The 19920-nt window shown below is 70.6% G+C and carries 21 protein-coding genes and 1 pseudogene; 14 read left to right on the top strand and 8 right to left on the bottom strand.

What is annotated here, in order from left to right:
• Positions 1-57 precede the first annotated feature (57 nt).
• Complete coding sequence (gene hemW / locus AC5YDV_RS10360; protein WP_496183081.1) at positions 58-1272, top strand: radical SAM family heme chaperone HemW; 1215 nt, start codon at positions 58-60, stop codon at positions 1270-1272.
• A 75-nt stretch (positions 1273-1347) separates the two neighbouring features.
• On the opposite strand, the gene AC5YDV_RS10365 is transcribed toward hemW, so the two are convergent.
• The 3 genes from AC5YDV_RS10365 to AC5YDV_RS10375 form a co-directional block, all read right to left on the bottom strand.
• On the bottom strand, positions 1348-1572 hold the full coding sequence (locus AC5YDV_RS10365; protein WP_496183080.1) for an RNA-binding S4 domain-containing protein: 225 nt from the start codon (positions 1570-1572) through the stop codon (positions 1348-1350).
• A 75-nt stretch (positions 1573-1647) separates the two neighbouring features.
• Positions 1648-2451 carry an AMP-binding enzyme gene (locus AC5YDV_RS10370; RefSeq protein ID WP_496192481.1) on the bottom strand — a complete coding sequence of 268 codons (804 nt, stop codon included), beginning with the start codon at positions 2449-2451 and terminating at the stop codon, positions 1648-1650.
• Positions 2451-3533 (bottom strand): AMP-binding protein, encoded by a 1083-nt coding sequence (locus tag AC5YDV_RS10375; RefSeq protein ID WP_496183078.1) that lies wholly within the window; start codon positions 3531-3533, stop codon positions 2451-2453. The genes AC5YDV_RS10370 and AC5YDV_RS10375 overlap by 1 nt, the downstream gene beginning before the upstream one ends.
• A 125-nt stretch (positions 3534-3658) precedes the next feature.
• Between AC5YDV_RS10375 and AC5YDV_RS10380 the strand changes: the two genes are divergently transcribed.
• Entirely contained in the window at positions 3659-4522 is an 864-nt protein-coding gene (locus AC5YDV_RS10380; RefSeq protein WP_496183077.1) for a DUF3097 domain-containing protein, read from the top strand.
• Positions 4522-5283 (top strand): inositol monophosphatase family protein, encoded by a 762-nt coding sequence (locus AC5YDV_RS10385; protein WP_496183076.1) that lies wholly within the window; start codon positions 4522-4524, stop codon positions 5281-5283. The genes AC5YDV_RS10380 and AC5YDV_RS10385 overlap by 1 nt, the downstream gene beginning before the upstream one ends.
• On the opposite strand, the gene AC5YDV_RS10390 is transcribed toward AC5YDV_RS10385, so the two are convergent.
• Together AC5YDV_RS10390 and AC5YDV_RS10395 are read right to left on the bottom strand one after the other, a co-directional pair.
• Positions 5284-6132, bottom strand: coding sequence for an MBL fold metallo-hydrolase (locus tag AC5YDV_RS10390; protein WP_496192482.1), 849 nt, complete (start codon positions 6130-6132; stop codon positions 5284-5286).
• Positions 6133-6141: 9 nt separating this feature from the next.
• Complete coding sequence (locus AC5YDV_RS10395) at positions 6142-6345, bottom strand: hypothetical protein (protein ID WP_496183074.1); 204 nt, start codon at positions 6343-6345, stop codon at positions 6142-6144.
• A 90-nt stretch (positions 6346-6435) separates the two neighbouring features.
• Between AC5YDV_RS10395 and hrcA the strand changes: the two genes are divergently transcribed.
• The 5 genes from hrcA (at position 6436) to AC5YDV_RS10420 (ending at position 11482) form a co-directional block, all read left to right on the top strand.
• Entirely contained in the window at positions 6436-7458 is a 1023-nt protein-coding gene (gene hrcA, locus AC5YDV_RS10400) for a heat-inducible transcriptional repressor HrcA (RefSeq protein WP_496183130.1), read from the top strand.
• A gap of 20 nt (positions 7459-7478) precedes the next feature.
• Positions 7479-8660, top strand: a complete 1182-nt coding sequence (gene dnaJ, locus AC5YDV_RS10405) for a molecular chaperone DnaJ (RefSeq protein ID WP_496183073.1) — start codon at positions 7479-7481, stop codon at positions 8658-8660.
• A 34-nt stretch (positions 8661-8694) separates the two neighbouring features.
• Positions 8695-9441 carry a 16S rRNA (uracil(1498)-N(3))-methyltransferase gene (locus AC5YDV_RS10410; RefSeq protein WP_496183072.1) on the top strand — a complete coding sequence of 249 codons (747 nt, stop codon included), beginning with the start codon at positions 8695-8697 and terminating at the stop codon, positions 9439-9441.
• The gene (gene tgt, locus AC5YDV_RS10415; protein WP_496183071.1) at positions 9438-10658 is read left to right on the top strand and encodes a tRNA guanosine(34) transglycosylase Tgt; all 1221 of its coding nucleotides are present in this window, start codon (positions 9438-9440) and stop codon (positions 10656-10658) included. Before AC5YDV_RS10410 ends, tgt begins: the two co-directional genes overlap by 4 nt.
• Positions 10659-10720: 62 nt before the next feature.
• Positions 10721-11482 (top strand): PP2C family protein-serine/threonine phosphatase, encoded by a 762-nt coding sequence (locus AC5YDV_RS10420; RefSeq protein ID WP_496183070.1) that lies wholly within the window; start codon positions 10721-10723, stop codon positions 11480-11482.
• On the opposite strand, the gene AC5YDV_RS10425 is transcribed toward AC5YDV_RS10420, so the two are convergent.
• Positions 11473-12204, bottom strand: a complete 732-nt coding sequence (locus tag AC5YDV_RS10425) for a queuosine precursor transporter (RefSeq protein ID WP_496183069.1) — start codon at positions 12202-12204, stop codon at positions 11473-11475. The two genes, AC5YDV_RS10420 and AC5YDV_RS10425, sit on opposite strands and share 10 nt — an antisense overlap.
• A 71-nt stretch (positions 12205-12275) precedes the next feature.
• Between AC5YDV_RS10425 and AC5YDV_RS10430 the strand changes: the two genes are divergently transcribed.
• The 3 genes from AC5YDV_RS10430 to ybeY all read left to right on the top strand — a co-directional run bounded on the left by AC5YDV_RS10430 (position 12276) and on the right by ybeY (position 14268).
• Positions 12276-12719, top strand: coding sequence for a DUF5709 domain-containing protein (locus tag AC5YDV_RS10430; protein ID WP_496183068.1), 444 nt, complete (start codon positions 12276-12278; stop codon positions 12717-12719).
• A gap of 95 nt (positions 12720-12814) precedes the next feature.
• Positions 12815-13819, top strand: coding sequence for a PhoH family protein (locus AC5YDV_RS10435; RefSeq protein WP_496183067.1), 1005 nt, complete (start codon positions 12815-12817; stop codon positions 13817-13819).
• On the top strand, positions 13816-14268 hold the full coding sequence (gene ybeY / locus AC5YDV_RS10440) for an rRNA maturation RNase YbeY (protein ID WP_496183066.1): 453 nt from the start codon (positions 13816-13818) through the stop codon (positions 14266-14268). Before AC5YDV_RS10435 ends, ybeY begins: the two co-directional genes overlap by 4 nt.
• On the opposite strand, the gene AC5YDV_RS10445 is transcribed toward ybeY, so the two are convergent.
• Positions 14237-15004, bottom strand: coding sequence for a hypothetical protein (locus AC5YDV_RS10445; RefSeq protein WP_496183065.1), 768 nt, complete (start codon positions 15002-15004; stop codon positions 14237-14239). The two genes, ybeY and AC5YDV_RS10445, sit on opposite strands and share 32 nt — an antisense overlap.
• A gap of 326 nt (positions 15005-15330) precedes the next feature.
• On the bottom strand, positions 15331-15846 hold the full coding sequence (locus AC5YDV_RS10450; RefSeq protein ID WP_496183064.1) for a hypothetical protein: 516 nt from the start codon (positions 15844-15846) through the stop codon (positions 15331-15333).
• A 293-nt stretch (positions 15847-16139) separates the two neighbouring features.
• On the opposite strand from AC5YDV_RS10450, the pseudogene AC5YDV_RS10455 reads away from it, so the two are divergent.
• The 3 genes and pseudogenes from AC5YDV_RS10455 to AC5YDV_RS10465 all read left to right on the top strand — a co-directional run.
• Positions 16140-17420, top strand: a pseudogene (locus AC5YDV_RS10455) (hemolysin family protein); the annotation flags it as partial.
• Between the two features lie 104 nt (positions 17421-17524).
• Positions 17525-18568: a GTPase Era gene (gene era, locus AC5YDV_RS10460; RefSeq protein ID WP_496183063.1), complete on the top strand. Its 1044-nt coding sequence runs from the start codon at positions 17525-17527 to the stop codon at positions 18566-18568.
• Between the two features lie 40 nt (positions 18569-18608).
• Positions 18609-19796: an FUSC family protein gene (locus tag AC5YDV_RS10465; protein WP_496183062.1), complete on the top strand. Its 1188-nt coding sequence runs from the start codon at positions 18609-18611 to the stop codon at positions 19794-19796.
• The last annotated feature ends 124 nt before the right edge of the window (positions 19797-19920 follow it).

Raw genomic sequence — 19920 nt, forward strand, 5'->3', positions numbered from 1 at the left:
CTCCGGCACACCGCCGCGAGGGCCAGCGGTGCGTGCACTGACCTACAGTGGATCGACGTGACACCATCCGCGCTGCCCGAGGGCGAACCCGCACCCGACGACGGGAGCCTGCCCGCGTCCGCCGTGGCAGGCATCGCCGAACGCCGGCTGTCGGCGTACGTGCACGTGCCGTTCTGCGCCGCGCGCTGTGGGTACTGCGACTTCAACACCTACACCGCCGCCGAACTGGGGGCTGCGCCCGGGGCGTCCCGTGGCGACTACCTGCGTGCGATCGCGAGCGAGACCACCCTGGCCCATCGCGTCCTGGGGGACGCCCTACCGTTGCGGACCGTGTTCTTCGGCGGCGGCACCCCGACACTGCTCGACCCCGTGGAGCAGGGCGGGATCCTCGCCGGACTGCGCGACACCTTCGGCCTCGCCCCGGACGCCGAGGTCACGACCGAGGCCAACCCCGACTCGGTGACGCCGGCGTCCCTCGCCGCACTCGTGGAGGCCGGCTTCAACCGCATCTCGTTCGGGATGCAGTCGTCGGCGCCCCACGTCCTGCGGATGCTGGAGCGGACCCACACACCCGGCCGGGCCCTCGACGCCGTCCGCTGGGCGCGCGAGGCGGGGTTCTCCTCGGTGAGCTTGGACCTGATCTACGGCACCCCGACGGAAACGGTCGATGATTGGCGCGCCAGCGTCGAGGACGCCCTCAGTGCCGAGCCCGACCACCTGAGCGCCTACTCGCTCATCGTCGAGGACGGGACGCGGTTCGCCGCACGGGTCCGGCGTGGGGAGGTGCCGCTCCCGGACGAGGACGACCTCGCCGACAAGTACGAGGTCGCCGACGGGCTCCTCCGCGGAGCCGGGCTGGAGTGGTACGAGGTGTCGAACTGGTCGCGTCCGGGTCACGAGTGCCGGCACAACCTCGCCTACTGGCGCGGGGACGACTGGTGGGGCTTCGGCCCCGGCGCCCACAGCCACATCGGCGGCGTTCGCTTCTGGAACGTCAAGCACCCACGCACGTACTCCGGACGGCTCGCGGACGGTCTCTCGCCCGCCGCCGGGCGCGAGGTGCTCGATGCGGACGCCCGTCGCGTCGAGCGCGTGCTGCTCGAGTTGCGGCTCCGCGAGGGAATGCCGGTGGAAGTCCTGACGCCGCGGGAGCGGGCGCGCGTACCGGGGTTGGTGGCACGCGGCTGGCTCACCGAGCGGGATGGGCGACTGGCCGTCAGCGAGCGGGGTCGACTGCTGGCCGACGCGGCCATCCGCGAGCTGGTCGACTGAGCGGGTTGGCGGAGACGACGCGCTGACCGTCGACGGCAGCCCGGCTCTCGACGCCAGCCGACCTCGAGCTCGACGTCAGCCGACCTGGACTTCGACGACCTGGTCACCCGTGTCGACGCGGACGACGTCGCCGGCGACGAGCTGGCGTCCGCGGCGCAGGTCGACCTCGCCGTTCACGCTGACGAGACCGGCGGCGATGAGTTCACGGGACATTCCGCCGGTGTCGGCCACGTTCACCAACTTGAGGAACTGCCCGAGCCGGATGCTGCCGCCCACGTCGACGGTCTCGATCTGTGCCATACACGTGATCGTCGCACACGGCGAAGGGTCCTGCGCCGGTGTCACGCGTCCCGTTCAGGCCGCCCGGAGATCGCGTCACTCCTCGAGCGTCGACAGGTCGCCCTCGTCCTGGCCGAGGGCGCGGGCGCGCAGCACGCGGCGCATGATCTTGCCCGAGCGCGTCTTCGGCAGGGAGTCCACGAACTCGATGTGGTCCGGTTTCGCGATCGGGCTGAGGTGCCGGGCGACGTACTGGCGCAACTCCTCCTCGACCTCCTTGCATGGCTCGGCGGTCATGTTGAGCACGACGAACGCATGGATCGCGTTGCCCTTCACCTCGTGCGGCAGCCCGATGGCGGCGGCCTCGACGACAGCGGGGTGGCCCGCGAGCGCCGACTCGACCTCCGCCGTGCCGAGCCGGTGGCCCGACACCTTGATCACGTCGTCGGTGCGGCCGATGATCCAGAACCACCCGTCCTCGTCCCGCTTGGCGCTGTCCCCGGTCAGGTAGCGGCCGGGGAACCTCGACCAGTAGGTCTCGACATAACGCTGGTCGTCCCCGTACAGGGTGGCGAACATGGCAGGTGCCGGGTGCTTGAGCACGAGCAGGCCCTCGGTGCCGTCGGGCACCGGGTCGCCGTGCTCGTCGACCACCTCGGCCTCCTGGCCGAACACCGGGCGTCCGGCCGACCCGGGCTTCAGCGGCATGGACGGCACGGAGGTGATCTGGAACATCCCCGTCTCGGTCTGCCACCAGGTGTCCATGATCGGGCACCGGCCGCCACCGACGACGTCGTGGAGCCAGCGCCAGGCCTCGGGGTTGATCGGCTCCCCGACCGACCCCAGCAGCCGCAGTGAGGACAGGTCGTGCCGCTTGACCCAGGCGTCCCCGAACCGCATCAGCGACCGGATGGCCGTCGGAGCCGTGTAGAAGTGGGTGAGGCCGTAGTATACTCGAGGAGTTGCCACCAGCGGTTGGGGTACGGGTACGTCGGGTTCCCCTCGTACATGAAGGTCGTCGCCCCGTTGAGGAGCGGGCCGTAGACGGCGTACGAATGCCCCGTCACCCAGCCGATGTCGGCGGTGCACCACCAGCGGTCCTCGTCGCGCACGTCGAACGTGTACTTCAGGCTGGTGTGGATCCCGACCATGTACCCGCCGTGGGTGTGGAGGATCGCCTTCGGCTTCCCCGTGCTCCCCGAGGTGTACAGGATGTACAGCGGGTGCTCGGACGGGACCTGGACCGTGTCGCAGTGGCCGCGGGCGATCGGCAGCGCGCTCAGGTCGTGGTACCAGTGGTCGCGGAGCGGGTCCATCGCGATCTCGTTGCCCGCGTTGCGCACGACGATGACGTTCTCGACCGACGGTGAGAACCGGATGCCCTCGTCCACGATCTCCTTGAGGGCGAGGATGCGTCCGTTGACCCGCGACCCGTCGGCGGTGATGACGACCTTCGACTCCGAGTCGTCGATGCGGCTGGACAGGGCGTCGGACGCGAACCCGGCGAACACCACCGAGTGCACGGCGCCGAGCTTGGCGCACGCGAGCATCGCGAACACGGCCTCGGGGATGCGCGGCAGGTAGATGGTCACCTTGTCCCCCTCGGCGACGCCCATCGCCTTGAGCACGTTGGCGAACTGGTTCACCTCGCGGTTCAGGCTGTAGTAGGAGAAGGTGCGCACCTGCGAGGTGTCCTCACCGACCCAGATCAGGGCGAGCTTGTTCTTGCGCGGGCCGGCCAGGTGCCGGTCGATGCAGTTGCTGACGATGTTGGTGCGGCCGCCCACGAACCACCGGTGGAAGGGGGCGTTCGACGTGTCGAGCACGTGGGTCCACGGCTGCGACCACTCCAACTCGGACGCCTCGGCCGCCCAGTAGGCCTCGGGATCCGCCAGGGCCTCGGACTCGGCCCGGCGCCAGTCCTTGATCCGGACATGGTCCACCACGTCCGGTCCGGGCTCGTAGATCTGCTGCTCTGCCATGTCCGCCTCCCGCCGTGCCTGTTGTCGGGTCAGGCTAACCCGGGGTCCGGCGAAGGAGAAGGGGCGGGCGGGTTCGACGGCGGGCCTCGCCGGGCCCGCGACGGCGGGCGGGTAGGGTCCGTCGGGTGGATCGGTACAGCGGCGACGTGCTGGCGAAGGGCTGGCAGCAACAGGGCAGGAAGGTCGCGACGAAGACCCCCGTCGAGCGGGACATGGTGCTCGAGGAGCCCACGTCCGGCTTCGTCGGGGCGGTCGTCGGGTGGGAGAACGGCGTGGTCGTCCTCGAGGATCGCCGGGGCAAGCGGCGAAGCTTCCCGTTCGGTCCGAACTTCTGGCTGGACGGGCGTCCGGTCGACCTGACGCCCCCCGTGCGCTCGGCTCCGACGGCCCGGGACCGGGCGCAGCAGTACAACCGGACGCACACGGCGTCCGGTTCCCGCGTCGGCCCGGCCGAGAAGGCCAAGGTGGCCCTGCCCAGCCGCATCTACGTCGAGGGACGCCACGACGCCGAACTCGTCGAGAAGGTGTGGGGATCGGACCTGCGCCATGTCGGCGTGGTGGTCGAGTACTTGGGCGGCATCGACGACCTGCCGGCCATCGTGCGCGAGTTCGCCCCGGTCCGGGGCCGACGGCTCGGCGTCCTCGTCGACCACCTCGTGCCGGGCACCAAGGAGTGGCGCATCGTCGAGCAGGTCAGTGGTGAGCACGTGTTCGTGACGGGCCACGACTACATCGACATCTGGGCGGCCATCAAACCCACGCGCGTGGGCCTGACGCGCTGGCCGGACATCCCCCGCGGCACTGACTGGAAGAAGGGGGCCCTGGCTGCGCTGGGCTGGCCCCACGCCGACCAGGCCGACGCCGCGCACGGCTGGAAGCGGATCCTCGGCCAGGTCACGGGGTGGAAGGACCTCGACCCCCAGCTCCTCACCGAGGTCGAGAAGCTGATCGACTTCGTCACCGCCGACCACATCGACCGGGAGTCCTGATGCGCACCGACGACGTCAGCGACCTCATCAAGGACGTCTGCGCGCGTGTCATCCTCCCGCGGTTCCGCGCGCTGGCCCGCCACGAGGTGGAGCAGAAGCGCCCGGGCGACCTGGTCACCGTCGCCGACCGGGAGGCCGAGGTGGAGCTCACCGACGCCTTCCGGCGGGCCACACCCGGCGCGCTGGTCGTGGGGGAGGAGGCCGCCTTCGTCGATCCCCGGCTCGTCGAGGACCTGCCCACCGCCGAACACGCCTGGGTGATCGATCCCGTGGACGGCACCCGCAACTTCGCCTCCGGCAGCACCGACTTCGGGGTCATGGTCGCCGAGGTCCGTCAGGGGGTCACGACGCGCGGCTGGATCTGGCAGCCCCTCCACGACGCGCTCTACGTGTCCGAGCGGGGCGCGGGCGCCGCACGCAACGGCACACCACTCACCCGACTGGCCATCACGCCTGGCCCGTGGCAGGTCGCCGTCTGGCCCAGACTGGCCAGGGAGCGTGCCGAGGGGGTACGCCTGCGCCCCACCCGGGGTTCCTGCGCGATTGACTACCCGGCCCTCGCGCGCGGCGAGTTGGACGGGCTCGCCTACCGGTCGATCCACCCCTGGGACCACCTGGCGGGCACGCTCCTGGTGACCGAGCTGGGCGGGGCGGCGAACGTGGATGACGTCCCCTACGCGCCCGGCGTCAGCGGCAGCATGCTGTCCGTGGGGCGGTCGGACGCCGTGGCGGCCCAGGTGGGCCGCGTCCTGCGCCCCTGATCAGCCCTTGAGCAACGGTAGGGTCGGACGCCGGCGTGGCCGCCCCGCCTCGCGCATGCGGACGATCGCCTGGGCCACGAAGCGCTCAGCTGGCTCCTGGGGCCACGGCCAGGCGCTCGACCAGGCGCCCTCGACGCCCTTGCCCGCGTCGTACAGCTCCTCCGCGCGCTCGTAGAGCCACTGCATCTCACCGCGCTGGGTCCCGGCCGCATCCATGTCGAGCGCCGGCCCGTGGCCGGGGACTATCAGGCAGTCGCGCGGCATCATGCCGGCGACCCAGTCCAGGCTGGCGCCCCAGTCGCCCGGGTGGGAGTCGGGCCCGGCCCAGGGCTCGGCGGCGGTCTCCAGCAGGTCCCCGAGGAAGGCCACACGGCGGGCGGGGACGACCGCGACCGCGTCGTGGTCGGTGTGCCCGCGGCCGAAGTGGGCGAACTCGACGTGGCAGTCGCCCAGGTTGACCGCGTACGCCATGTTGAACGTCGTCGAGGGGGAGGCGAGGTCGGCATCGACCATCCCGAAGGGGGCCAGGGCGTCGGCGTCCGGACGCCGCTCCGAGAGGAGGGTGCGCAGCCCGTCGTGGCCGATCGACTCCACGCCCTCGAAGCCCGCCAACCCGTACAGGTGGTCGTGGTGGGCGTGGGTCACCAGCACGTGGGTGACGGGGACGTCGCCGGCCAGCGCCCGAGCGGCCGCAAGGATCGCGCGCCCCTGGTCGGGGGAACTGCCGGTGTCGATGACCAGGGCGCCGGTGGTGCCGACGACGAGGCCGATGTTGACCGAGTCCGGTTCGGCGACCGCCACGTACACGCGGTCGGCAATGGGCTTGAACTCCGACAGGCTGAACTCCACCTGGCCACCCTACCGGTGCTCCTCCTCGGTCCCGTCCCCCTCCTCGGGCCCGGGACGGCGCTCCACCTCGATGGTGATCGAGCCCGAGTCCAGGTCGTCCGGCTGGCGTCCGCGGCCGGCCTTGGTGGTGTCGACGAACAACCGCTTCTCGGCGTCCTTCCAGCGCTTGAAGTGGGCCAGGCCCGGCTGGAACAGCGTGAAGAAGTCCGACATGGCTCCAGTGTGCACGGGCCGTTCCGGCCCGGTCGTGGGCATGGCGTAGACTGGCACTCTGAGGTGGTGAGTGCCAAGGAGGTGATGGGTGTGCTGGACGACCGCAAGCTGGAGGTCCTGCGCGCGATCGTCACGGACTACGTCTCCAGCCAGGAACCCGTCGGCTCACGTGCCCTCGTGGAGCGGCACAACCTCAACGTCTCGCCCGCCACGGTCCGCAACGACATGGCGGTGCTCGAGGAGGAGGGCTACATCACCCAGCCCCACACGTCGGCGGGGCGCATCCCGACCGACAAGGGCTATCGGCTGTTCGTGGACAGGCTCTCCACCGTCAAGCCGCTGTCGACCAGCGAGAAGCGCGCGATCACCGCGTTCATGGCGGGTGCGGTCGACGTCGACGACGTCGTCCGCCGGACGGTCCAGCTGCTGGCCCAGATCACCCGCCAGGTGGCCATCGTCCAGTACCCGGCGCTGTCGTCCTTGGTGATCCGGCACGTCGAGGTCCTCCGCCTCGGCCCCGACCGTGGTCTGGTCATGTGCGTCTCGGCCACCGGCACCGTCGAGCAACGCCTCGTCCCGCTCCCGCCGGACGGGGACGGCGACGAGGACCTCACGCTCGTCCGTCGCCGGCTCGGTGACCTCCTCATCGGCGCCAACGCCCGCGAGGCGGTCGAGCGGCTGGCGACGTTCGCCGACCAGGTGCCACCCTCGGCGTCCGCCCTGGCCACGACCGTGGCGGCGGCGATGTTGGACATCGTCTCCGGCGACCCCGGGGCCCGTGTGGCCGTCGCCGGCGTCCCGAACCTCACCCGCTTCGGTGACCAGTTCGAGACCACGGTGAAGCCCGTGCTCGAGGCACTCGAGGAGCAGGTGGTGCTGCTGCACCTGCTCGGCGAGGCGACCTCGACGGCGGACGTCACCGTCCGGATCGGGCGCGAGAACCCCTACGAACCGCTCCGGTCGACGTCCGTCGTGGCGTCCGGCTACGGTTCGGACGAACGCGTGTGGGCCACCCTCGGCATCCTGGGTCCCACGCGCATGGACTACCCCTCGGCCATCGCATCCGTGCGCGCTGTCGCACGTTACGTGGGTCGATTCCTCGCTGAAGGCTGAACCGCACACGAAGGAATGAGTTGAGCGACTACTACGAGGTCCTGGGCGTGCCCCGGGACGCCACGGCCGACCAGATCAAGAAGGCTTACCGCAAGCTGGCGATGAAGTACCACCCCGACGTGGCGGACGACCCTGGCTCGGCCGAGAAGTTCAAGGAGATCGGCGAGGCCTACGCCGTCCTCAGCGACGACAAGAAGCGCCAGATGTACGACCTGGGCGGCGACCCCATGCGAGGCGGCGCCGGCGGCTTCGGACCGGGCGGCTTCGGCGGGTTCCCCGGGGGGGCCCAAGGGTTCGACGTCGGCGGCCTGTTCGACGCCATGTTCGGTGCCCAGGGTGCGCGCGGCCCGCGCAGCCGCGTCCGCAAGGGGCAGGACGCCCTCGTCCGGCTCAGCCTGACCCTCGCCGAGGCGGCCTTCGGCGTGACCAAGCCGATCCGCGTCGACACGGCGGTCATCTGCCCGACGTGTTCCGGCCGGGGCGCGGCGGACGGCACCGAGCCGGTGACCTGCTCCACCTGCCACGGCGCCGGCGACGTCCAGACCGTGCAGCGCTCGTTCCTGGGTGACATCCGGACCGTCCAGCCCTGTCCGACCTGCCGCGGCTACGGCACGGTCATCGAGCATCCCTGTGGCGAGTGCTCCGGTGAGGGCCGCGTCCGGTCCACGCGCACGATCAACGTGAAGATCCCGGCCGGCGTGGGCACCGGCAACCGGGTCCACCTGGACTCCCAGGGCGAGGTCGGTCCGGGCGGCGGCCCGTCCGGCGACCTGTACGTGGAACTGTCGGTGCTCCCGCACGAGGTGTTCAGGCGGGACGGCGACAACCTGGAGATGGTGGCGCGTCTGCCCATGACCGCGGCGGCGCTCGGCACCGAAGTGTGGATCGAGACGCTCGAGGCGGACGTCGAGGGGACGCTCCCCGAGGAGTCCCGCGTGAAGCTCGACGTGCCCGTCGGTACCCAGTCGGGGACGCGTCTCGTCATCCCGGGCCGCGGCGTGCCGCGCCTGCGTGGCGCCGGACGGGGCGACCTCGGCGTTACGCTGTTGGTGCAGACGCCGCAGGCGCTGGACGACTCGCAGCGCGACCTCCTCCGCAAGTTGGCAGAGGCGCGGGGCGAGACGCGTCCGGAGGCCACGGTGTCACGCGGTCAGTCGCACAAGGGGTTCTTCAGCAAGTTGAAGGACGCCTTCACCGAGTGACCCACACCCGAAGCGACGACCGAGCCGAGGAGTCATGACCGAAGCCATGTTCCTGTCCGACCTGCACTCACCCCAGGTCGGGGACACTGTGACCATCAGCGGGGACGAGGGCCGCCACGCGGCCACCGTCCGCCGCATCCGCGTGGGGGAGGTCATCACGGTGTCGGACGGCGCCGGCACCGGCGTGCGCGGACCGGTGGTGGCCGTCGACAAGGCCTCGGTGGCCCTGGAGGTGGCGGAGGTCCGCACCGCGGGCATTCCGTCGATCCGGTACCACGCCGTCCAGGCGCTGGCGAAGGGCGACCGCTCCGAACTGGCCGTCGAGATGCTGACCGAGATCGGTGTCGACCGGATCATCCCCTGGCAGTCCAGCCGCTCGGTCGTCCGGTGGACGCACGACCGACAGGAACGCCAGCTGGGCCGCTGGCGGACGACGGCCCGCGAGTCGACCAAGCAGAGCCGTCGCCTGCGCGTCCCGATCGTCACCTCCGCGATGCGCACGTCCGAGCTGCTGGAGCTGATCCCCGAGATGTCGGCCGCCTTCGTGCTGCACGAGTCCGCGGAGCTCACCCTGCGCCACTTCGACCTGCCGACCGAGGGCGACGTCCTCATCATCATCGGCCCGGAGGGGGGCCTCACCGACGAGGAGGTGGCGGACTTCGTCGCGGCGGGGGCGCATCCGCTGCTGGTCAGCGACGGCGTCCTGCGCACGTCGACCGCCGGCGTCGTCGCGCTCGCGCAGCTGCAGGCCTTCCAGCAGCGCGTCAGCAAGGCCAAGTGAGCTTCGGCTTCTCCAGCGGCGCGACCCTGCCCAACGGTCGCGGCCGCACGGGCGTCATCAGCACGCCGCACGGCGACATCGCCACGCCCGCCTTCATCGCCGTGGGCACGAAGGCCACCGTCAAGGCGGTGACGCCCGAGCACGTGGCCGACCTGGGCGCCCAGGCCGTGCTCGCCAACGCCTACCACCTCTACCTGCAGCCCGGATCCGACCTGATCGACGAGGCCGGGGGGCTCGGTCGGTTCATGAACTGGCGCGGCCCCACCTTCACCGATTCGGGTGGCTTCCAAGTGATGTCGCTGGGGGTCGGGTTCCGCAAGGTGCTCGCGATGGACGCCACGGGGGTCGCCGACGACGACGTGATCGCCGAGGGCAAGGAGCGCCTCGCCCACGTCGACGAGGACGGGGTCACGTTCAAGAGCCACCTCAACGGGGACCTGCACCGCTTCACGCCGGAGATCAGCATGCGCGTCCAGCACGAGCTCGGGGCGGACATCATGTTCGCGTTCGACGAGCTGACCACGCTCAAGAACACGCGCGCCTACCAGGAGGACTCCGTCGCGCGGACCCACCGCTGGGCGGCCCGCTGCCTCGCCGCCCACCGGGAGCTGACCGAGTCCCGGGTCGGCAAGCCCTACCAAGCCCTGTTCGGGGTCGTGCAGGGCGCCCAGTACGAGGACCTGCGGGGGCACGCCGCCCGCGGCCTGGCCGACCTCGAGGTCGACGGCCAACGCTTCGACGGCTTCGGCATCGGCGGGGCCCTGGAAAAGGAGAACCTGGGCACCATCGTCGGCTGGGTCGCCGACGAACTACCGTTCGACAAGCCGCGTCACCTGCTCGGGATCTCGGAGCCGGACGACTTCTTCGCAGCCGTGGAGAACGGTGCCGACACCTTCGACTGCGTCAACCCCTCGCGAGTGGCGCGCAATTCGGCGGTCTACACGGCGGACGGCCGCTACAACCTGCTGACCGCCGCCAACCGTCGTCACCTCGGGCCGATCGAGGACGGCTGCGACTGTTACACGTGCACCCACTACTCCCGCGCCTACCTGCACCACCTGTTCAAGGCCAAGGAGATGTTGGCCGCGACGTTGGCCACGATCCACAACGAGCGGTTCACGGTGAGGCTGGTCGACGACATCCGGTCCTCGATCGAACGGGGACGGTTCGACGACTTCAGGACCGCGTTCCTCGGTCGCTTCTACGCCCGGCGCTGACCCGCTTCGGCACTACGATGGCCGCCGTAGCCACATCCGTGGCGCGGGGAGGACGCGAGCCCATGCTGACCGTCACGAGCGGCCATCGCAGCGACGTGGGGCGCGTGCGCCGCCACAACGAGGACAGCATCCTGGTGGGGCAACGCCTGTGGGCGGTGGCCGACGGCATGGGCGGGCACGCGGCCGGTGACGTCGCCAGCGCCCTCGTGGTCGAGGCACTCAGGCCCTTGGACTCCCGGTCCGACCTCCGTCCCGCCGACGTCGTCGCGACGCTGCAGGCCGTCAACGAGCGCATCCGCGACCATGGTGACGAGCATCCCGAGGCGCGCGGCATGGGCAGCACCGTGACGGGCCTGGCGCAAGTCATGGTGGCCGGCGCCGGCCACTGGGCCGTCTTCAACGTGGGCGACAGTCGGGTCTACCGGTGGGCGGACGGCGTGCTCGCGCGCGCGACGGTCGACCACAGCGAGGCCGAGGCACTCCTGCTCGAGGGCGTCATCACCGCCGAGCAGGCCCGCACCCATCGCTCCCGGAACATCGTCACCCGCAGCTTGGGCCAGCCCGAGACCCTCCTGGTTGACCTGTGGTTGCTCCCGCAGGTCGCGGGCGAGCGCTTCCTGGTCTGCTCGGACGGCCTCAGCGGTGAGGTCACGGACGCGGAGATCGCGGCGATCCTGGCGGCGGAGCCCGACTCGGACGCCGCGGCCGCGGCCCTGGTGGCCGCCGCGATCGAGGCCGGCGGGCGGGACAACGTCACCGCGATCGTCCTCGACGTGCACCAGGGGCACGACGTGCACGACGGGCCGGGGCGGGATCAGGAGTAGTCGGGCTCCCGGCGCTTCACCGTCGCGATCACCCGGTAGGTGACCGGTAGCAGGAGCACCTCGACGAGGACCTTGTACACGAATCCGACCACGATGTAGTTGACCAGTTGCGGGAGCGGGATCGAGCCGCCCCCCATGAACTCGCCCAGCGGGCCGAAGGCGACCGTGCAGAAGATCAGGGTGTCCACGAGCTCGCCGACGACCGTCGAGGTGACCAGGCGCACCCAGAGGCTCCGCTCGCCGAAGCGGCGCTTGAGGCGCACCAACACCCACGCGTTCAGCAGCTGTCCGGCGAGGTACCCCAGCAGGCTGGCCACGACGATCCGGGGCACGAAGCCGAGGACCGTCACCCAGGCCTCCTGGTTCGGCCAGTCGGACGCCGGCGGTGCGGCCCCCACGACCAGGAACGTCAGGCTCATGACCGCCGACATGAGGAACCCCACGGCGATGGCCCGTCGCGCGCGTCGGAGGCCGTAGACCTCGGCGAGGACGTCTCCCAACACGTACGTCAGGGGGAACAGGAACGCGCCGCCGTCGGTGATGACCGGCAGGACGGGGAACCCGCCCACCTCCAGCGAGGGGCCGAACTCGATGAGCTTGGTCGCCCCGATGTTGGAGATGATCAGCAGGGCGACGAACACGGCGACGACGACGTCGTAGTTGCCGCGACCCCCGGTCGCATGGGCCGGGATCGCGTCACGCCGGAGATCTGATCGGGTCACGAGCAGTGATGTTATCGGCCCTCGCGTGGCGTTCCCTCGCGCCGGCGAACCGCAAGTGGCAGGATCAGTGCATGAGCGAGATCGAGATCACGGACCAGTCCTCCGAGGGTGAGGACAACCTGGAGCAGCTCCAGGAGTCGGACACGCTCATCGACCGCGGCGTCGCTGACGTGTTGGACGAGGGGTACATCGCCCCCGACCACTGGTCGCCCGCACAGGGCTTCGGCAACACGGCTGAGGAGATGCGCCAAGGGGAAACACTCGAGATGCGCGTGGCGCAGGAGGAGCCCGAGGCCGCGGCCCCGGACGACTCCCCGTGGAACCCCGACGGTGAGTCCCGCGAGGTCGGCTCGGCGCGCGCCGGACGCCTGGTCGATGCCAACGGTGGCGTCCCCGGTGCCGACAGCACCCATGAGCTGGTGGCCTCATCGGTGGGCATCGACGGCGGAGCGGCGTCCGCCGAGGAGGCGGCGATGCACATCATCGAGCCCGAGGACGACGACGAGGTCGAGTGACCCCGATGGGTGCCACCGCGTACACTGGCGGGAACATTCGGCGGTCGTGACGCGGCCGTCCCCACACTGGAGGCACGACCCTGTCGACCGAGCACATGCACACGAGTCCCACGGCGATCCGGCGGGTGACGATCCCGACGTCCATCCCCATGGTCAACATCGTGGGGCCCCGTGACGGCTTCCTCCGCATCCTGGAGCGCACGCTGGACGCCGACGTGCACGTCCGCGGCAATGAGGTCACGCTGACGGGGACGCCGCAGGCGGTCACCCACGGGGCCGAGGTGCTGACCGAGATGGTGACGATCGTCCGTACGGGGCAGGGCCTCACCGACGACGCCGTCGAGCGGATCGTGGGCATGACCGGCGAGGCCGGTGAACTGCACCCCGCCGAGGTGCTCACCCAGAACATCCTGTCCACGCGGGGCCGGACCATTCGTCCGAAGACGCTCAACCAGAAGCGCTACGTGGACGCGATCGACGCACACACCGTCGTGTTCGGCATCGGGCCCGCCGGCACGGGCAAGACTTACCTTGCGATGGCGAAGGCGGTCCAGGCCCTGCAGGCCAAGGAGGTCAACCGGATCATCCTGACCCGGCCCGCGATCGAGGCGGGGGAGCGACTGGGCTTCCTCCCGGGCACCCTGAACGACAAGATCGACCCCTACCTGCGTCCCCTCTACGACGCGCTGCACGACATGGTCGACCCGGAGTCGGTTCCGAAGCTGCTCACGGCGGGCACCATCGAGGTGGCCCCGCTGGCGTACATGCGAGGGCGAACGCTCAACGACGCGTTCATCATCCTGGACGAGGCGCAGAACACCTCCATGGAGCAGATGAAGATGTTCCTGACCCGCCTGGGCTTCAACTCCAAGATCGTCGTCACGGGCGACGTCACCCAGGTCGACCTCCCCGGCGGCATGAAGTCGGGTCTGCGCGAGGTTCCGTCGATCCTGGACGGCGTGGAGGACATCGCGTTCTGCCAGCTCACCAACCACGACGTCGTCCGGCACCGCCTCGTGGGCCGGATCGTCGCGGCGTACGACCGCTACGACGCCACGCAGCCCCAGCCGCTGCACCGTCCCCGGAAGGATCGCCCATGATCGACCTCAACAACGAGTCCGGCGTCGAGGTCGACGAGAAGCGCCTCGTCCAGCTCGCCCTGTTCGCCATGGAGGAGCTCCGCATCCATCCGCAGGCCGAGTTGTCGATCCTGCTGGTCGACGAGAAGACCATGGCCGACTACCACTTGCGCTTCATGGACCTGCCGGGCCCCACGGACGTCCTCAGCTTCCCGATGGACGAGTTGCGCCCGCCGGCCGACGACGAAGAGCCGCCGCTGGGGCTGCTCGGGGACATCGTGCTCTGCCCGACCGTCACCGCCGCCCAGGCCGCCGAGAACGGCCGGACGCCGGAGTCGGAGGCCGACTACCTCCTCGTCCACGGGCTGCTGCACCTGCTCGGCTTCGACCATGCCGAACCCGAGGACCACCAGGTGATGTTCAGCCTCAACGACCGCATCATCGCCGCTTGGGACGCCTCCCGCGCCTGAGCGGGGACGGGTGCTCGCCTGAGCGGGTGCCGGCATGCCGCTTGCCCGCCCCCTTGTTCGGGGAGCGGGTTCGCGTCGGTGGCCGCAGCCCCAGAGCCTGCGTGCCCCCACCCCTCATTGTCACTGTCAGGCCGCGTGCGCTTCGGGGTCGGTGAAGGGGAGTGGCGTTTGACGTGCGCCGGGATCGAGGGGGCGCCCCGGCCCGGCTGCCCGGGTCGGGCGGGACCACGTCATCCAACGGGTCGTGGTCGGGGGGTTCCCGGTGCCACCACGCGTGTTCTCGGGGTGGTGGTCGGCCGATGAGGATCGTCCCGGCCGCGGTGACGGCGTACTCGTAGCCCAGCGGTGACCGCCAACGAAAGGAACCCGAGGTGGGCTGCTCAAGCGTCCAGCCGCCGTGGGTCTTCAGTCGGTGGGTGAAGCGCGACAGGGGCCCGAGGTTGCCCAGTTTGGTCTGCCCCTGACCGATGCGGTCGTCGTGGTCGAAGCGCCCCGTGTGGTCGGTGTCGCAGCGGGGTGCGGGCCGCGTGCCGTGGGGGAACACGTCGACGGGGTTGCGGGCTTGAAGGGCCACGAGCATGCGTTCAGGGACGTGGTGGCTGTCGGTGGCGGGCACGTCGCCCCCGGCGCTCGGGTCGCCGGCGATGATGACGGGCCGGATGCTGATGCGGCTGCCGACGAGAAGGTGGTGGAGCCGTTCCGTGAGGATGCTGCCCCAGCGATCGATGTCGACCACACCGTCGGGGTCGTGATGTCGGTGCTGGTCGCGCGGATGACGAGTTCGACCTGCCCGCCAACGCCGGTGCCGGTCGTGCCGGGAGCGGTCGGGGGAGGGGCGTCCAAGTCGGAGGGGAGGGGCTGCTGGCCGAGCGCGGATCTGGCCAGCACGCCGAGGGCGGAGGCGCGGCGATGGTTCTTGTCGGGTCGATCTCGAGCGAATCCGCGATCCCGTCCAGGGCAGCATCCAGCGCCATGCCATCGGCGACGTCGAGTTGGCCCCACAGCCCGACGTGACCGTCCTCGATGCTGCCGACGGTGACGTGCCTGCGCTGGGCGGCGGCATCATCGCGTTCGGCGGCCCGGGCGGGGTCGGCGAGGATGATCCACCGGTCGAGCTGGCCACGGATGCGCGCCCACGGCTGGAGGGCCAGCGCCGTCGCGCACAGGCGGTCGAGGCGCTCGCAGGCCGCGGCGTCCAGACCCGCCTGGTGCGCCGCGCGGGCCACGCGCGGCGTCCCACCACCGGATGGAGCCCTCGACGAAGTGGTGCCACAGGGTGGGATGGCGGTGGCGCAGGTTGAGCACCAGGGCGATGCGGTCGAAGGCGGCACCGGGGCCCACCCCGAGGAGGCCGCCGATCTCGCCGGCGATGAACTCGCCGATCATCGGCGTACCGTCACCGCCGCCAGGGACCCAGCGCTGGGCGCCCTGGATGAGCTTCGCCTCGTCGACACCATGCAGGTCGCACAGGGCCGCGATGGCCAGCGCGATCGCGACCTCGCCGGCGCGCACGTGGTTGTTGGCATGGTCGAGCGCCGCCGCCGCATCCGCCGCGCTGCTGAGCACCAGTTCTGCCATGCACCAAACGCTACGGGGCGGGTCCGACATTATTCGAACAAGCGGGTGATTCGTAGCGACGGTGGCGTCACGAATGAGGGCCACGACCAGGTGCGCGGCGGGCGGAACCCGAGCCCTCGGCGGGCGGAACCCGAGCCGTCGGCGGGCGGAACCCGAGCCGTCGGCGGGCGGAACCCGAGCCCTCGGCGGGGGGAACCCGAGCCCTCGGCGGGGGGAAGGCGGGCCCTCGGCGGGGGGAAGGCGGGCCCCGCTAGACTGACGCCGTCGCCTACGAGGAGTCGTGAACACAAGCCTTGACAGAAACTGAGTGGATCCTGCTCGGGATCGCCCTCGCCTGCGTCCTCATCGCGGGGTTCGTAACCACGATCGAGAGTGCACTGCAGTCGTACAGCAAGTCACGCGCGGAGGGGCACGTCAAGGACGGTGCACGCAACGCGCACCGGCTGCTGCAGGTGATGCAGGATCCGGCGCCCTACCTCAACACCGCCCTGTTCCTGCGCATGGTGTTCGAGATCTCCGGGATCGTGCTCGTCGGCGTGGTGGTGTTCGGACGGTTCGACGCCCTGTGGCAGCGCCTCCTGTGGACGGTCCTGCCCATGACGATCGTCTCCTTCGTACTGCTCGGCGTCGCCGCCCGCACGCTGGGGCGCCAGCACGCGGACCCCATCGCCCTGCGTTCCGTCGGACTCATCTCGATCCTCACCACGGTGATCGGTCCCATCCCGCAACTGCTGATCATCATCGGCAACCTCGTCACGCCCGGCAAGGGCTTCACCGACGGCCCCTTCACCTCGGAGGCGGAACTCCGCGAGCTGGTCGACATGGCCGAGGCGTCCGACCTGATCGAGGCCGGCGAGCGCCGCATGATCCACCAGGTGTTCGAACTCGGCGACACCATCGTCAAGGAGGTCATGGTCCCGCGCACCGAGATGGTCTGGATCGAGGCCGGCAAGACCTTGCGGCAGGGCCTGTCGCTGGCCCTGCGCTCGGGTTTCTCGCGCATCCCGGTCGTCGGTGACGACGTGGACGACGTGCTCGGCATCCTCTACCTCAAGGACCTCATCCGCCGCAGCTACGACAACCCCAACTCCCAGAGCTCCGAGACGGTGGAGACGCTGATGCGGCCGCCGACGTTCTGTCCCGACTCCAAGCCGATCGACGCGCTCCTCAAGGACATGCAACTCACCCGGAGCCATGTCGTGATCGTGGTCGACGAATTCGGTGGCACCGCCGGCCTCGCGACCATCGAGGACATCCTGGAGGAGATCGTCGGTGAGATCGTGGACGAGTACGACGAGGAGATCCCCCCGTACGTCCGGTTGGCCGACGGTCGCTTCCGCGTCTCGAGCCGCCTCCCGGTGGACGAACTCGGCGAGCTCTTCGGGATGCGGGTCGACGACGACGACGTCGACACCGTGCTGGGCCTCATGGCCAAGGAGCTCAACAGAATCCCGATCCCGGGGTCGGTCGTCGTCTGGGAGGGCATCGAACTCGTCGCCGAGCGCGCCTCCGGACGCCGCCACGCCATCCAGACGGTGGTGGCCGGGCTCATCGACGAGTCCGCCGACTCGGAGGTCGCCGTCGACAGGATGGTCGAGCTGGCGGCCGCTTCAAGCAAGGAATCCGGACGCCGCCGCCTCGACGTGCGCTCCCCGGCCACGCCCCCGAAGGAGGACGCATGACGGACGAACGACCCGATGAGGGTTTCGACAGCGAGAGCCTCGACATCGAGGGCCTGGATGCCGCCGAGCTCGCGCTGCTCCGGCAGGCCGGTGCGCCCGCTCCCGGCCCGATCCCGTTCAAGAAGGGCCACCGGTCGGGCTTCGCCTGCTTCGTCGGGCGTCCCAACGCCGGCAAGTCGACCCTGACGAACGCGATCGTGGGGGAGAAGATCGCGATCACATCGTCCAAGCCGCAGACGACCCGCCGCATCATCCGGGGCGTCCTCACCACGGACGACGCCCAGCTCGTCCTCGTCGACACCCCCGGCCTGCACCGCCCCCGCACCCTGCTCGGGGAGCGACTCAACGATCTCGTGTACGAAACGTGGTCCACGGTCGACGTGATCGGCGTGTGCCTGCCCTGCAGCCAACGCATCGGTCCCGGCGACGAGTACCTCCTCAAGGAGATCGCCGCGCTGCCCCGGCGTCCGAAGTTGGTGGCGCTCGCCACCAAGACCGACCTGGTCAGCCGGGAGCGCATCGCCCAGCACCTGATGAAGATCGCCTCCTTGGAGGAGGAGCTCGGCATCCGCTGGGAGAGCATCGTCCCGGTCAGCGCCCTCACCGGCGACCAGGTCCAGATCGTCGTGGACGAGCTGATGTCCCACCTGCCGCCCGGTCCGCCGCTGTTCCCCGAGGGCGAGGTCACCGACGAGCCGGACGAGACCCGCATCGCGGAATTCATCCGCGAGGCGGCACTGGAGGGTGTCAGCGACGAGCTGCCGCACTCCATCGCCGTCGTCATCGACGAGATGAAGCTCCGTGAGGACCGTCCCGAGGACAAGCCCCTCATGGACATCTTCGCCAGCATCGTCGTCGAGCGGGAGTCGCAGAAGGGCATCCTCATCGGCCACCGCGGCGAGCGACTCAAGCAGGTCGGGCAGGACGCCCGCCTGCAGGCACGCGAGTTGCTCGGCATGCCGGTCCACCTGTCGCTGCACGTCAAGGTCCTGTCGGACTGGCAGCGGGACCCCAAGCACCTCAACCGGCTCGGCTTCTGACGTCCGCCGCCGTCATGCCATGGTGACGAGTGGGAGGCCGGTGGCCCCGGGCGAGAAGCGGTTCGGCCTGCGTCGGGCCGGCGTCGCCGTCGCGGCCCAGGTGCGCCTGGGCGGACGCCGGGTCCGCGGCTCGCTCGTCCCGATCCTCCAGGCGGCCCTCGGTGCCGCCGTCGCCTACTTCGTCGCCGAGTACCTCTTCGGGCGGACCAACCCCCTGTTCGCCCCCATCGCGGCGTGGGTGTGCCTGGGCTTCAAGGCCGACCGCGTGCCGCGCAAGGTGGCCGAGTTGGGTGTCGGCGCCACCGTCGGCGTCCTCATCGGTGAGGCGATGGCCACTGTCCTTCAGGTCGGCTGGTGGCAGATCGGGGTGACGCTCTTCGTCGCGGCCCTGGCCGGGCGCTTCCTCGACCGTGGGGACCTCACCACCATCCAGGCGGGGGTGAACGCGGTCGTCATCATCTCGATGTCCTGGTGGGAGGCGACCCTGGGCGGCGTCACGGGCCGCTGGATCGACGCCCTGGTCGGGGCAGGCATCGCGTTCGTCGTCGCCGTCGTGCTGCCCCGCCATCCCAGTTCACGCCCGCGCCGCTACGCACGATCGGCGCTGAGCGAGTACGCCACCCTCCTGAACCTCGTCGGCCGGGGGTTGCGGTCGGGTGACGCGGACCTGCTCAGGGACGCCCACGCCCAGCGCCACGTGCTCGCCGAGGTGGTGCTCTCCTGGGAGGAGACCCTGGCCACCGCCCGTGGCGTCGTGGCCCTGAACCCCAGCCTCTGGCGGCACCGGCTCGACGTGGCCGAACTGGGCCGGCTGTTCCGACTGATGCAGCGGTCGCAGCGGGCGTCCTACATGCTGGCCCGACAAGGGCAGGCCATGGCGGAGGAAGTGGGCTCCATGCCCGAGATCGGGTCGATGCTGCTCGACATCTCCACCGCGGTCCACGCGCTCGCGGGTGCGGTGGGCCACTGGCAGCGGCCTGAGCGGGCCCGTGCCCTGCTGATCGACATCGCGGGACGCGCGGCGCCCTCGGAGGTCGAGGGGGCCGACTGGCGTCCGGTCGCCCTGATGTCGCTCGTGCGCGCCGTCATCGTCGACCTGCTGCAGATGACCGGACTCTCCCGCGACCAGGCCCGGGATGCGCTCACCGACACGTGGGGGCGTCCGTTCAGTGAGCCGGACCTGGACGCCCCGGCCAGCGACGACGACGCCTCGCCCCTGTGGGCGTGAGCCGCGGCGTCCGCGTGTCGGACGCCACGGGCGAGGTTTGGTCGGGGTGTAGGGTTGCTCACATGGCTTGGGCGATCCTGCTTCTTGGTCGCCGCAGCGAGGCCTAGGGCTCCTCACCCCACGT

This window comes from Propioniciclava sp. LT432 (assembly GCF_059515965.1).

Bases quoted from the DNA above. Each gene is read 5' to 3' on its own strand.
- AC5YDV_RS10385 (WP_496183076.1), top strand. From the start codon at position 4,522: ATGCGCACCGACGACGTCAGCGACCTCATCAAGGACGTCTGCGCGCGT.
- era (WP_496183063.1), top strand. From the start codon at position 17,525: ATGACGGACGAACGACCCGATGAGGGTTTCGACAGCGAGAGCCTCGAC.
- AC5YDV_RS10365 (WP_496183080.1), bottom strand. From the start codon at position 1,572: ATGGCACAGATCGAGACCGTCGACGTGGGCGGCAGCATCCGGCTCGGG.
- ybeY (WP_496183066.1), top strand. From the start codon at position 13,816: ATGATCGACCTCAACAACGAGTCCGGCGTCGAGGTCGACGAGAAGCGC.
- AC5YDV_RS10375 (WP_496183078.1), bottom strand. From the start codon at position 3,533: ATGGCAGAGCAGCAGATCTACGAGCCCGGACCGGACGTGGTGGACCAT.
- AC5YDV_RS10395 (WP_496183074.1), bottom strand. From the start codon at position 6,345: ATGTCGGACTTCTTCACGCTGTTCCAGCCGGGCCTGGCCCACTTCAAG.
- AC5YDV_RS10410 (WP_496183072.1), top strand. From the start codon at position 8,695: ATGACCGAAGCCATGTTCCTGTCCGACCTGCACTCACCCCAGGTCGGG.
- AC5YDV_RS10450 (WP_496183064.1), bottom strand. From the start codon at position 15,846: ATGGCAGAACTGGTGCTCAGCAGCGCGGCGGATGCGGCGGCGGCGCTC.
- AC5YDV_RS10435 (WP_496183067.1), top strand. From the start codon at position 12,815: ATGCACACGAGTCCCACGGCGATCCGGCGGGTGACGATCCCGACGTCC.
- AC5YDV_RS10420 (WP_496183070.1), top strand. From the start codon at position 10,721: ATGCTGACCGTCACGAGCGGCCATCGCAGCGACGTGGGGCGCGTGCGC.
- AC5YDV_RS10430 (WP_496183068.1), top strand. From the start codon at position 12,276: ATGAGCGAGATCGAGATCACGGACCAGTCCTCCGAGGGTGAGGACAAC.
- AC5YDV_RS10370 (WP_496192481.1), bottom strand. From the start codon at position 2,451: ATGCGGTTCGGGGACGCCTGGGTCAAGCGGCACGACCTGTCCTCACTG.